This is a genomic window from Dactylosporangium sp. NPDC049140, assembly GCF_040648435.1.
Genome location: NZ_JBEZDS010000029.1, coordinates 114,862 through 127,713, shown reverse-complemented (window position 1 = coordinate 127,713; position 12,852 = coordinate 114,862). Strand labels below are relative to the sequence as shown.

Below are 12,852 nucleotides of genomic sequence, written 5' to 3'. Positions count from 1 at the left end.
ATGAGTGCACTCTTCGCCCGCTCCGCCACCGCCGAAGGGGCAATTCCGTCATGCGAAGACTGGACAGACGACTTGGCCAATTCATGGCCGCCGGCGCCGCCGCGCTCGCGGTCGTGCTCGCCGTCCCGGCCGGGGCGGGCGCCGCGCCGCCGCCGGACACCTCGCCCGCCTGGCACGTGGGCATCCCGCCGCTCGCGACCAAGTGGACCGGCAAGGTCGGCCCGGACAACGCGCTGCCCGAGTACCCGCGGCCGCAGCTGACCCGGGACAAGTGGCAGAACCTCAACGGCGTGTGGGAGTTCGCGCGCGCCGACGTGAACCAGGCCGTCCCCACCGGGCAGAGCCTCGGCGAGCGGGTGCTGGTGCCGTACCCGATCGAGTCGGCGCTGTCGGGCATCCAGCGGCACGAGGACCGGATGTGGTACCGCCGGACCTTCACCGTCCCCCAGGGCTGGGCCGGGCAGCGGCTCCAGCTGCACTTCGGGGCCGTCGACTACGACGCGAAGGTGTACGTCAACGGCACCCAGGTGGCCACGCACCGCGGCGGGTACGACGGCTTCGACGCCGACGTCACCGACGCGCTCACCGCCACCGGGCCGCAGGAGCTCATCGTGTGGGCCGAGGACCTCACGGACGCCACCGGCCAGCCCATCGGCAAGCAGCGGCGCACCTCCGATCACGGGATCTTCTACCAGGGCAGCTCCGGCATCTGGCGCACGGTCTGGATGGAGCCCGTTCCCACGGCCTCGATCAGTGGCCTGGCCACCACGCCGGACGTGGCCGGCGGCGCGCTCAAGCTCACCGCGACCGTCGCGGGCGGGGCCGGCCTCAAGGTGAAGGCCGTCGCCAAGAACGGCAACAAGGTGGTCGGCACGGTTACGGGCGCGCCCGGGGCCGAGCTGCGGCTGCCGGTACCGAATCCGAAGCTCTGGTCGCCCGACGACCCGTTCCTCTATGACCTGCAGGTCAGCCTGGTCGACGGCAACCGGACCGTCGACACCGTCGGCTCCTATTTCGGCATGCGCCAGATCGGGACGGCCCCGGGCGCCGACGGCAAGCTGCGCATCACGCTCAACGGCAAGATCCTGTTCAACCTGGCGAACCTGGATCAGGGCTTCTGGCCGGACGGGCTGTACACCGCGCCGACCGACGCCGCGCTGAAGTGGGACCTCGAGCAGGACAAGGCGATGGGCTTCAACGCCGTGCGCAAGCACATCAAGGTGGAGCCCGACCGCTGGTACTACTGGGCGGACAAGCTCGGCCTGATGATCTGGCAGGACATGCCGGCCGCGAACACCGGGCCGATCCCGGAGGCCTGGCGCGGGCAGTTCGAGTCGGAGCTGCACGAGATGGTGCGCGAGCACAGCTCGTTCACGTCGGTCGTGGCGTGGGTGCCGTTCAACGAGGGCTGGGGCGAGTGGGACCGCGCCGCCACCGGCCGGATCGCCGACGACGTCAAGGCCCAGGACCCGACCCGGCTCGTCGACGCGCACAGCGGCGTGAACTGCTGCAACTCGCACGGCGACTCGGGCCGGGGCGACGTGATCGACTTCCATCAGTACCTCGGGCCGGCCTCGCCGTCGCCGTCGGGCAACCGGGTTGCGATCGACGGTGAGCACGGCGGCTTCGGCCTCAAGACGTCCAACCACATGTGGTTCGGCGACGGCCAGGCGTACGAGATGGAGCCGGACTCGGCCACGCTGACCCGCAAGTACGTCGAGAACCAGCAGGCGGTCATCACCTCGGCCAGGTCGTGCGGGATCAGCGGCTCGATCTACACCCAGATCACCGACGTCGAGGCCGAGCTCAACGGCTTCTTCACCTACGACCGCCAGGTCACCAAGATGGACCTCAAGCAGGTCAAGACGATCAACCAGAAGATCATCAAGGAGGCCGACGGCTCGGCCGCCAACGTCCCGCAGCCGCCGCCGGGCACCCCCGGGCTCACCGGCGTCGTGTTCTACCCGCTGGACGAGACCGGCGGCACGGTCGCGGCCGACGCGGCCGGCGACAACGACGCGAACCTCGTCGGCGGGGCCGCGTTCGTGGAGGCGCACAACGGCAACGGGGTGTCGCTGGACGGCTCGACGCAGTACCTGGACGCGGGCAAGCCGCTGCTGAACACCGCCTCGGACTACTCCGCGGCGGCGTGGGTCAAGCTCGACAAGGCCGACGGCGCGTTCCAGACGGTCGTCAGCCAGGACGGGCCCTCGAACAGCGACTTCTACCTGCAGTACTCCGGTGCCGACCAGCGCTTCGCGATGAGCTTCGCCGGCGTGCGGGCCCTGGCCCCGGTCAAGCCGAACGTGGGCCAGTGGTACCACCTGGTCGGCGTGCGCGACACGGTGAAGGGCGAGCTGCGGCTGTACGTCGACGGCGAGCTCGCCGGCACCGCGAGCGCCTGCCTGCCCCAGGCCGCCCCGACCGGCAACACGGTGATCGGCCGCGGCAAGTACGGCGGCAACCCGGTGGACTACCTCGACGGCGCCGTCGACCAGGTCCACCTGTACGACCGTGCACTGAGCGCGGACGAGATCCGGCAGCTGTACACCTCGAACGGCTGACCGGGCCGAAACCGGCGGCGGGCCCTCACAAGGGGCCCGCCGCCGGGCCGTGTCACCGCGGGCTCAACCAGCCGTTGGAGCCGCGTTAAACCGCGCGGCGTGGCACGTACGGCCTCCGCATGCACAGGAAGAACATCGGTCGCCGAACCGATGTGGTCGAAGATCGAGGCTTGCATAGCATTCTGTGGATGACCGAGCGGTACATGGTGGATTTCGGTGGCGACGGGGGCGGGGAGGGCGAGCTCTCCTGGGGCCAGCAGGACATCTGGCGCGCCATGGTGCGGCAGGAGTCCTGGATTCCCAACGGGGCCTGGGGCCCGCTGCCCGAGGGCACGACGCTCGACGAGATCCGCGATCGGCTGCGGTACCTCATGAGCCGCTTCCCCACCGCCCGCACCCGGCTGCGGCTGCGCCCGGGGCAGGAGCCCGTGCAGATCGTGGCCGACGCCGGCGAGGTCCCCCTCGACGTCTTCGACGCCGCCGCCGCCGACCCCGAGCGCATCCGGCTGAAGCTGCAGAACGACCCGTACGACTTCGAGCGCGACTGGCCGATCCGCATGGCGGCGATCCGGCACGGCGACGCGTACACCCACCTCGTCGTGGTCATGTGCCACCTGGTGACCGACGGGTTCGGGGCCGGGGTGCTGCTCGAGGAGCTCGACAAGCGGCCCGAGACGCCGGTGCCGGACCTGCAGCCCCTGGAGCAGGCCCGCTGGCAGGCCTCCGCGTCCGGGCAGCGGCAGCACGCGATGGCGCTGCGGCACTGGGACGGGATCCTGCGGGAGATGCCGCTGCGGCGGTACCCCGAGTCGCGCGCCCCGCAGGCCCCGCGGCACTGGCGCGGCGAGTTCCAGTCGCCCGCGCTGAGCATGGCGCTGCGCTCGATCACGGCCCGCACCGGCATCCCGGCCGCGCCCGTGCTGCTGGCCGTGTTCGCGATCGCGCTCGCCCGCGTCACCGGGCTGAACCCGGTCGTGGTGCGGCCGATGGTGAACAACCGCTTCCGGCCGGGGCTGGACCGGGTGGTGTGCATGCTCGCGCAGTACGGCCTGTGCCGCCTCGACGTCGCCGGGGTCACGTTCGCCGACGCGTTCGAGCGGGCGCGGCGGTCGGCGCTGAGCACGTACAAGCACGCGTACTACGACCCCGCCGGCCTGGACGCCCTCGTGGATCGGGTGAGCGCGGAGCGGCCCGGGCTGCAGCTGCCGTGCTACTTCAACGACCGCCGCGACGACGCCGCGACCGCGGGCGCGCCGGTGCCCGACCCGGCCGACGTGGCCGCCGCGGCCGGGGGCGGCACGTTCACCTGGACGACCCGGCAGGACGTGCCGTTCGAGCCGCTGATCGTGCACGTCGACGAGCTGCCGGGCGCGACGCAGGCGATCGTCTTCTGCGACACCCACGTCATCGCCCCGGACGACGTGGAGGCGCTGCTGCGCGGCCTCGAGGCGGTGGCGGTCGAGGCGGCCCTGGACCCCGGCGCGCCTACCGCGGTGGCGTAGTGGAGAACAGCTCGCACGTCATGTTGTAGTACCGGTCCGTCGGCCCCAGGTGGTGCATCCCCAGCCGCGTGCACACGGCCCGCGACGCGGCGTTCTGCGCGTACGTCACCGCGATGACCTCGTCGAAGAAACCCTGGCGCAGGACCAGGTCCGCCGCCTCGGTCGCGTAGCCGCGGCCCCAGGCGTCCGGGTGCAGGTACCACCCGATCTCCGTCTCGCCCGAGGGCTGCAGCGGCAGGTCCGGCCCCGACGCGAGGATGCCGATGAGCAGCAGCGTGCCCAGCGGGGCGTCGTCCTCCCGGCGGCGGACCGACCACACGCCGTGCGCGCCGTCGTCGTGGCCCCGCCAGCGGGCGATCGTGGCGCGGGCGTCGTCGAGGTCGGTGAGCATGCGCGGGGTGGCGCCGATGTAGCGCTGCACCTCCCACCGCGAGCACATGTCCAGCACGAACGGCGCGTCGTCGGCGCGCCATTCGCGCAGCCGCAGCCGGTCGGAGGTCAGCTCCCGCACCCCTGCGATGGTACGTCCCCGGCCGCCTCCAGATACCGCGTTGCCAGCGTGCGCAGGAAGTCGCGCAGCTCCGGCGGGTCCAGGACGGTGAACGGGACCTCGAACTTGCCGATGTACGTCATGAGGTCGTACAGCGAGTCGGTGCCCGTCGCCAGCTCGCAGGCGTCGTCGCCGAGCGGCGTGATCCGGCCGGACGTGGGCGTGCTGCGCTCGGCGATCACCGTGGCCGGCGCGGCGAAACGGATCCGCACGCGGTGGCGGAACGGGGCGGCGGTCACGCCCCGCAGCACGTGCGCGGCCGCGTCGCCGCCGGGCGGGTCCCGTGGTACGAACCGCTGCACCGGGCCGTCGGGCGGCCGCGGGATGATCCGGTCGGCGCGGAACGTGCGCCAGTCGCCGCGGTCGCCGTCCCAGGCGAGCAGGTACCAGCGGCGCCCGGTGTAGACGAGGGTGTGCGGCTCGACGTCGCGCAAAGTGGCCTGGCCACCATGCGACTCGTAGTCGAACCGCAGCCGCTCGTGGCCGTGCGCGGCGGCGGCGATGCGGGTGAGCGTGTCGAGGTCGACCGCGGGGCCGCCGCCGGCCGCGGAGACGGTGGCGCTCTTGAGCGCGTCGACCCGCGGCCGCAGGCGCCTCGGCAGCGTCCGCTCCAGCTTGGTCAGCGCCTGCAGGGAGGCGTCCTCGATCCCGGCGACGCTGCCGGCCGCGGCCGCGCGCAGCCCGACGGCCACGGCGACGGCCTCGTCGTCGTCGAGCACGAGGGGCGGCAGGGCGGCGCCGGCGGCGAGGCGGTACCCGCCGCCGGGCCCGGTCGTCGCGTCGATCTGGTACCCGAGCCCGCGCAGCCGCTCCACGTCGTTGCGCACCGTGCGGGTGGTGACCTCGAGCCGCGCGGCCAGTTCGCCGCCCGGCCACTCCCGCCGCTGCTGCAGCAGTGACAGCAGTCGCAGTACCCGGACCAACATTTCTCGATTTTAGGAATCAAGCGTTCCGCAACTGCGGAGAGGGTAGGTGGCATGACCTTCAGAGGAATGGCGACCGTCAGCTACTTCGCTTCCGACTGGGCCGCCGCCCGGACCTGGTACACGCGGGTGCTCGGCGCCGACCCGTACTTCCTGCGCGACGGCTACGCCGAGTGGCGCCTCGGCGACCGCCAGGCCGAGCTCGGCCTGATCGACGCCCGCTTCCGGGCCCCGGGCACCCCGGCGGGCCCGGTCGGCGCGGTGCTGTACTGGCACGTCGACGACGTCGGGGCCGAGGTCGCGCGCCTGCTGGAGCTGGGCGCGACGGAGCACGAGCCGCCGCAGGACCGCGGCCACGGGTTCGTCACCGCGACGGTGCTCGACCCCTTCGGCAACCTGCTCGGCATCATGTACAACCCGCACTACCTGGAGATGCTGTGAGCCTCGTCTTCGGCGACGCGGCGGCCTTCGACGCCTGGCTGTCCGGGCCGGGCGCGACCGAGCGGGAGGCCTGGCTGGTCGTGGCGCGCAAGGGCGTGAGTGGTCTGACCACTGACGAGGCCGGCGACGTCGCCATCGCCCACGGCTGGATCGACAGCCATCGGCGGGCCCTGAGCGGGAGCCACTTCCGGCAGCGGTACTCCCCGCGGCGGCCCGGCAGCGCCTGGTCCCAGGTGAACGTGGAGCGCGTCGAGACCCTGGCCGCGGCGGGGCGCCTGCGTGCGGGCGGGCACGCCGAGATGGTGGCCGCGAAGGCGGACGGCCGCTGGGCCGCGGCGTACCCGCCCCAGGCCACGGCGGTGACCCCGCCGGCCCTGGCGGCGGCCCTGGCGGCGGACCCCGGGGCCGCGGCGGCGTACGCGGCGCTGTCCCGCAGCGCGCGGTACACCCTCTTTCTGCCGTTGCTCAAGGCCCGCACGCCGAAAACCCGGGCCACCGCCCTGAAACGCATTCTGAACGTTTTCGGCTGAGCCTGTCGATTTGCGGTGACCCGTTCGGCAGAGAGGTGGAGGACGACCATGGCGCAGTACTCGCGCAGCTACCGGCCGCCGCTCAGCGCCACCCTGATCACGGTCGCGGCCACCCCTCGCGGCCGCCGTGGTCGCGCTCACCCTGCTGCCCGCCGGGGCCGCCGACGACGTCCGCCGGCCGCCGTAGCGTGGCCGGCGCGAGCCCGCGGTGGCCGTTGCGGCCACCGCGGGCGTTGCCGTCAGGCCGGGTCGGGAGTGAGGCGCACCCGGCGCAGCAGCTGGGCGTTGAGGGCCACCACGATGGTGGAGGCCGACATGAGGACCGCGCCGATCGCGGGGCTGAGCGTGATCCCCGCCCACGCGAGCACCCCGGCCGCAAGGGGGATGGCGATGACGTTGTATCCCGCCGCCCACGCCAGGTTCTGCACCATCTTGCGGTAGGAGGCGCGGGACAGCCGGATCACGCCGGTGACGCCCCGCGGGTCGGACGAGGCGAGCACGACCCCGGCCGACTCGATCGCCACGTCGGTGCCCGCCCCGATCGCGATACCGACATCGGCCCGGGCCAGGGCCGGCGCGTCGTTGACGCCGTCGCCGACCATCGCCACCGTCAGGCCGCGCGCCTGCAGCTGCGCGACCGCCTGGTCCTTGTCCGCCGGGAGAACCTCGGCGAACACCTCGTCCAGGCCCAGGTCGGCGGCGACCGCCTCGGCCACCGGCCGGGCATCCCCGGTGATCATGACGATCGTGCGGACTCCTTGGGCGCGCAGCTCGGCGATCGCCTGGCGGGCCTCCGGGCGTACCTCGTCCTCCAGGGCGAGGGCGCCGAGTATCTCGGCGCCGCCGTCGGTCAGGCGGAGCAGGTGCAGCACCGCGGCGCCCCGCCCGGACCACGCGGCGGCGCGCTCGGCCAGGTCACCGGAGGTCGCGACGTCGAGCTCGCGCAGCAGGGCCGGGCCTCCGACGGCGTAGCGGGTGCCGTCGATGGTGGCCTGCACGCCCCGGCCGGTCAGCGACCGGAATTCCCCGGCGCGCGCGGCGCGACCCTGGGCGGCGGTGACGATCGCCTTGGCCAGGGGGTGCTCGCTGTCGGCCTCGACCCCGCCGGCCAGCCGCAGGACTTCGTCCTCGCCGACCCCGCCGGCCCCGGCCACGCCGGTGACCACGTGCGCGCCGCGGGTCAGGGTGCCGGTCTTGTCGAACAGCACCGCGTCCACGGCCCGCATGCGCTCCAGCGCGAGGCGGTCCTTCACCAGAATCCCGGCCCGCGCCGACACCGCGGTCGACAGCGCGATCACCAGCGGAATCGCCAGACCCAGCGCGTGCGGGCAGGCGATCACCAGCACCGTGACGGTGCGGACCACCGACTGGCCCAGGTCGCCGAACGCCCACCAGACAGCGAACGTGACGGCCGCGGCTGCCGTGGCCACGTAGAACAGCACTGCGGCGAACCGGTCGGCGAGCACCTGCGCCCGGCCGCTGGACTCCTGGGCCTGCGCGACGAGCCGGCCGATCCCGGCCAGGGCGGTGTCCTCGCCGACGGCGTCGACCCGCACCCGCAGCGCCGAGTCGGTGGCCACCGTCCCGGCCACGACCCGGTCCCCGATGCCCCGGCGGACCGGCCGGGACTCGCCGGTGATCATCGACTCGTCGAGCTCGGCTTCGCCGTCGACGACCCGGCCGTCAGCGGGCACCCGGGCGCCCGAGCGCACACGGACCACGTCACCGACACCGAGATCTGCCACCGGTACCGCTGCCACAGACCCGTCGGCGAGGACGCGTTCGGCCTCGTCGGGCAGCAGCGCCGCCAGGGCCGCCAGGGCACCCTGCGCCTGCCCGATCGCCTTCATCTCCTGCCAGTGGCCGAGCAGCATGATGGTGACCAGCGCGGCCAGCTCCCACCAGAAGTCCAGGTCGAACAGGCCGGCGCTGGTGGCGATCGACGCCGCGTAGGCGACGGTGATCGCCATCGAGATCAGCAGCATCATGCCGGGCGCCCGGTCGCGGACCTCACGCACGCCGCCCACCAGAAACGGCCAGCCGCCGTAGAGGAACACGAACGACCCGAGGACCGGGCCGACCCAGGAGATGCCGGGAAAGTCCAGGCTGTACCCGAACCAGTCCATCACCATCTCACTGGTGAGCACGACGGGCACGGTCAGCGCCAGGCTCAGCCAGAACTTGCGCCGGAACGCCTCCGGGTCATGCCCCGCGTGCTTGTCGTGGCCGCCCCCGTGCCCGCCGTGCGCGCCATGGGCCATCTGGTGCGTGTCGTGGTGGTGATGACTGTCGTGGACGCTTGCCGTCGGCTCGGACATGGCCCCTCCCTTCACGCCCGACAATACCCCTGGGGGGTATCATCGACAAGGGGCGTCACATCCGGTAGGCGAGATTGATCATCATGCCGGTTTCGGCGTGGTAGATGTTGTGGCAGTGGGTCATCCACTGGCCCGGGTTGCCGGCGTCGAGGTCCACCGTGACGGTCTGGTCCGGCCGCACGATGACGGTGTCCTTGCGGGCGCCCCCGCCGGCCAGGGCGAAGGTGTGTCCGTGGACGTGCATCGGGTGGAACATGGTGGTGCGGTTGACGAACTGCAGCCGGACCCGCTCGCCGTGGACGACCGGCAGCGGCCTCGCGTCGTCGAAGGTGGCGCCGTTGATGGTCCAGCGGTAGGGCATCATGCTGCCGCCGAGCTCGAGACGGTGGGTACGGTCGGGGTGGCGCTCGTCGAGCCTGACCCGCTCGGTGGCCCGTAGGCTGCCGGTTGTGGTCACGGCCCGGTCGAGCTCCACGGGCCGGGCGTCGGCGCGCGGCACGTCGCCCGCGCCGGTCCGGACGACGGCGAGAGCCTGCCCCGTCTTGCCCTCGGCGAGGGCGACGAGCGGGAACACGCCGCCGGCGAGGGTGACGGTGACGTCGGCGCGTTCACCCATTCCCAGCAGCAACGCGTCCGTGTCGACTGGCGCGACGGGAAAGCCGTCGGTGTGGGTGACGGTGAGCCGGTGGCCGCCGAGCGCGACCCGGAAGGCGGTGTCGGCGCCGGCGTTGACGATCCGGATGCGGACCCGCTGCCCGGGTCTGCCGCTCAGCGTGACCGGCGCCGCCGGGATGCGTCCGTTGAGCAGGTAGTGCGGGTAGGCGACGTCGCCAGCGCCACCGAGCAGCGGCGACGTGTACGCCTCCATGCTCATGCCGGTCATGCCGCCGCGCATCCCCATCATGCCGCCCATGCCGGCCATCGAGTGCAGGGAGGCGAGGACGTCGTTCGGGGTGCGGCCGGTGCCGTCGACCCAGTCGTCGAGCACCACGATCCACTCCGTGTCGTACGCGCCTGGGTCGGCCGGGTCGTCGACGACGAGGACGCCGTACAGCGCCCGGTCGAGCTGGACGCCGGAGTGCGGGTGGTAGAAGTACGTGCCCGGGTCGGGGGCGGTGAACTCGTAGGTGAAGGCGGCGCCGGGGGCGATGGGCGGCTGGGTCAGGCCGGGGACGCCGTCCATGTCGTTGCGCAGCGCGATCCCGTGCCAGTGCACGCTGGTGGTCGCCGGCAGCTGGTTGGTCACCTCGACGTGGAGCAGGTCGCCGGCCCGGGCGCGTAGCAGTGGCCCGGGTGCGGTGTCGGCGTAGCCCCACGTGCGCACGACGGGGCCACCGAGGTCGAGGGTGACCGGCCGCGGCGTGAGCGCGGCCCGGACGATGGTGCCGGTGCGGGCCCGGGCGGCCTCGACCTGTCCGATGAGGGCGTCGTGGGGGTCGAGCGGCCGGGGCGTCCGGTCGAGCAGGCCGGCGCCCCAGGCGGTGACGAGCCCGGCGCCGGTCAGGCCGGCGGCGCCCGCGAGCAGCCGGCGGCGGGAGAAGGCAGGCATGGGATGGTGCTCCTTCCGTCAGGGCAGGTGCCGGCGCACCTGGGTGAGCAGGTCGGCCGGCGCCAGGTACATGGAGGGGTACTCGCCGTACCAGCGCTGCATGCCCTGGGCGTCGATGAGGACGAAGCTGTGGCCGGGCAGGCCGGCGTGCATGCCGCGGCCGAGGGTGCCGTAGGCGCGCGAGACGGTGCCGACCGCGACGTTGGCGGTGTTGGTCCGCACGCTCCATCGGCCCAGGCGCAGCCGGATCGGCTGGGCCCGCAGCCACGCCTTGTCGTGCAGCCGCAGCCGGTCCCAGGCGAGGGCCATGAGGAACAGCGGAAACGTCAAGCGGTGCTTGGCGACCAGCGCGGCCCCGGCCGGGCTCGCGGCGTCGTGCACGTCCACCCGCAGCGGCGTCTGCCTGGCCAGGTCGGTCAGGACCTGCTCCGCCTCGGCGCAGAAGTGGCAGGCCGGGGTGTGCACCACGGTGACGGTCGAGGGCATCGAGCCTCCTCAGGGCGCTCGGGTTCACATCCAGGGTTCGCCCGACGTATGAGGGAACCGCGGCGGGTTTGCTGAAGGTTCGATGAAGCCGGGCGTTGCCGCCGCCCCGTCCAGGGAGGATGGAGGGTATGAGCACACGGGTACTGGTCGTCGAGGACGAGCAGAGCCTGGCCAGGGTGGTGGCCAGCTACCTGCAGCGCGACGGGCACGAGGTCGACTGCGTCTTCGACGGGCCGAACGCCGTGTCCGCGGCCCGGCGCCGGCCGCCGGACGTGATCGTCCTGGACCTGGGCCTGCCGGGCCTCGACGGGATCGAGGTGTGCCGGCAGGTGCGCACCTTCAGCGACTGCTACGTCGTCATGCTCACCGCCCGTGCCGACGAGGTCGACAAGCTCGTCGGCCTCGGCGTGGGCGCCGACGACTACCTGACCAAGCCGTTCAGCCCCCGTGAGCTCGTGGCCCGGGTCCGGGCGATGCTACGCCGCCCGCGCGGGCCGGGCGCCGACGATCCGCAGCCGCCGCGCGTCTGCGGCGACCTGCGGGTCGACCCGACCGGCCGCGAGGTCCACGTCGCCGCCGTCGCGGTCGAGCTGACCCGGACCGAGTTCGACCTCCTCGCGGCCATGTCCGCCCGGCCGCGGATGGCGTTCACCCGCCGGCAGCTCATCGACGCGGTCTGGGGTCCCGACTGGGTTGGCGACGAGCACCTCGTCGACGTGCACATCGGGCACCTGCGTCGCAAGCTCGGCGACGACCCGGCGGCGCCCCGCTACATCCGCACCGTGCGGGGCATCGGCTACCGGATGGGCGAGGGATGACCCGCCGCCGTCGGCGCGTCGGCCTGGGCGGCCGGCTGTTCGCCGCGCAGACCCTCGTCGTGCTCGTCGGCGCGAGCACGGCCGGGCTCGTCGCCGTCGCCGTCGGCCCGACCATCTTCCGCGACCACCTGCACCACGCCGGCACCATCAGCGCCGAGGCCAGCCGGCACGTCGAGGAGGCGTACGCCTCGGCCAGCGCCGTCTCCCTCGGCGTGGCGATGCTGTGCGCGCTGGCGGCGGCGTTGGCGGTGAGTGCGTACGTCGCGCGGCGGGTCGCCCGTCCGATCGGTGAGCTCGCCCGCGTCGCCGCCGAGGTCACCGATGGCCGCTACGAGGTCCGTGCCCCGGCGCCCGGGATCGGCGCCGAGTTCGACACCGTCGCCGTGGCGTTCAACATCATGGCCGGCCGCCTCGGCGACGTGGAGGGCACCCGCCGTCGGCTGCTCGGCGACCTCGGCCACGAGCTGCGCACCCCCATCGCGACGATCGAGGCGTACCTGGAAGCGGCCGAGGACGGCGTCGGCGTCGACGACGAGGACACCCTCACCGTCCTGCGGACCCAGACCGCCCGGCTGCGCCGCCTCGCCGAGGACCTCACCGCGGTCGCCCGGGCCGAGGAGGCCCGCCTCGACCTGGACCGCCGGCCGACCGCCGTGGTTGACCTGGTCGACGCCGCGGTTGCCGCCGCGCGGCCCGGCTGTACCGCCCGCGGCGTTACATTGACCCACCGGATCGCCGCCGGACTGCCCACAGTGGACGCCGACCCACAGCGGCTCGGCCAGGTGCTCGGCAACCTCCTCGACAACGCGTTGCGGCACACCCCGCCCGGCGGCGCCGTCACCGTCACCGCCGACCGCCACGACGGCTGTATCCGCATCCAGGTGACCGACACCGGCGACGGCATCGCGGCGGAGCATCTGCCGCACCTGTTCGAGCGGTTCTACCGCGCCGACGCCGCCCGCAACCGCGGCCACGGCGGCTCCGGCATCGGCCTGGCCATTGTCCGCGCGATCGTGGTGGATCACGGTGGCCGGGTCGCCGCCGCCAGCGACGGCCCCGGCCGCGGCGCCACCTTCACCATCACCCTGCCCGGCTCACCCTGAGACGGTCAGGGCCGACCGGCCCGATCCGGCCGGTCCCGGTCGCCGTGCGCGGCACCGGCCGAACCGTT

Annotated in this window: 11 protein-coding genes; 6 read left to right on the top strand and 5 right to left on the bottom strand. The window is 73.4% G+C overall.

Annotated elements, in window-relative coordinates; genetic code table 11:
- Nucleotides 1-50 precede the first annotated feature (50 nt).
- Both AB0B76_RS36265 and AB0B76_RS36260 read left to right on the top strand, forming a co-directional pair.
- Complete coding sequence (locus AB0B76_RS36265) at nucleotides 51-2,564, top strand: LamG-like jellyroll fold domain-containing protein (protein WP_360384067.1); 2,514 nt, start codon at nucleotides 51-53, stop codon at nucleotides 2,562-2,564.
- 188 nt (nucleotides 2,565-2,752) lie between these two features.
- Nucleotides 2,753-4,066 (top strand): condensation domain-containing protein, encoded by a 1,314-nt coding sequence (locus AB0B76_RS36260; protein WP_360384064.1) that lies wholly within the window; start codon nucleotides 2,753-2,755, stop codon nucleotides 4,064-4,066.
- Here the strand turns inward: AB0B76_RS36260 and AB0B76_RS36255 are convergent.
- Nucleotides 4,050-4,577 carry a GNAT family N-acetyltransferase gene (locus AB0B76_RS36255; protein WP_360384061.1) on the bottom strand — a complete coding sequence of 176 codons (528 nt, stop codon included), beginning with the start codon at nucleotides 4,575-4,577 and terminating at the stop codon, nucleotides 4,050-4,052. The genes AB0B76_RS36260 and AB0B76_RS36255 overlap by 17 nt on opposite strands.
- Complete coding sequence (locus AB0B76_RS36250; RefSeq protein WP_360384059.1) at nucleotides 4,565-5,542, bottom strand: YafY family protein; 978 nt, start codon at nucleotides 5,540-5,542, stop codon at nucleotides 4,565-4,567. Before AB0B76_RS36250 ends, AB0B76_RS36255 begins: the two co-directional genes overlap by 13 nt.
- Nucleotides 5,543-5,593: 51 nt before the next feature.
- Here AB0B76_RS36250 and AB0B76_RS36245 point away from each other — a divergent pair, with 51 nt between their 5' ends.
- Nucleotides 5,594-5,980: a VOC family protein gene (locus AB0B76_RS36245; protein ID WP_360384056.1), complete on the top strand. Its 387-nt coding sequence runs from the start codon at nucleotides 5,594-5,596 to the stop codon at nucleotides 5,978-5,980.
- Nucleotides 5,977-6,510, top strand: a complete 534-nt coding sequence (locus AB0B76_RS36240; protein WP_360384053.1) for a YdeI/OmpD-associated family protein — start codon at nucleotides 5,977-5,979, stop codon at nucleotides 6,508-6,510. Before AB0B76_RS36245 ends, AB0B76_RS36240 begins: the two co-directional genes overlap by 4 nt.
- Nucleotides 6,511-6,749: 239 nt before the next feature.
- Here AB0B76_RS36240 and AB0B76_RS36235 read toward each other — a convergent pair whose 3' ends face one another.
- From AB0B76_RS36235 to AB0B76_RS36225, 3 genes are all read right to left on the bottom strand, one after another.
- A complete protein-coding gene (locus AB0B76_RS36235; RefSeq protein ID WP_360384126.1) occupies nucleotides 6,750-8,771 on the bottom strand; it encodes a copper-translocating P-type ATPase in 2,022 nt (673 codons plus the stop codon).
- A 112-nt stretch (nucleotides 8,772-8,883) separates the two neighbouring features.
- Nucleotides 8,884-10,377: a multicopper oxidase family protein gene (locus AB0B76_RS36230; RefSeq protein ID WP_360384051.1), complete on the bottom strand. Its 1,494-nt coding sequence runs from the start codon at nucleotides 10,375-10,377 to the stop codon at nucleotides 8,884-8,886.
- A gap of 18 nt (nucleotides 10,378-10,395) precedes the next feature.
- Nucleotides 10,396-10,863: a hypothetical protein gene (locus AB0B76_RS36225; RefSeq protein ID WP_360384048.1), complete on the bottom strand. Its 468-nt coding sequence runs from the start codon at nucleotides 10,861-10,863 to the stop codon at nucleotides 10,396-10,398.
- A gap of 128 nt (nucleotides 10,864-10,991) precedes the next feature.
- Here AB0B76_RS36225 and AB0B76_RS36220 point away from each other — a divergent pair, with 128 nt between their 5' ends.
- Nucleotides 10,992-11,681: a response regulator transcription factor gene (locus tag AB0B76_RS36220; protein ID WP_360384046.1), complete on the top strand. Its 690-nt coding sequence runs from the start codon at nucleotides 10,992-10,994 to the stop codon at nucleotides 11,679-11,681.
- Nucleotides 11,678-12,784: a HAMP domain-containing sensor histidine kinase gene (locus AB0B76_RS36215; RefSeq protein WP_360384044.1), complete on the top strand. Its 1,107-nt coding sequence runs from the start codon at nucleotides 11,678-11,680 to the stop codon at nucleotides 12,782-12,784. The genes AB0B76_RS36220 and AB0B76_RS36215 overlap by 4 nt, the downstream gene beginning before the upstream one ends.
- Nucleotides 12,785-12,852: the final 68 nt, after the last annotated feature.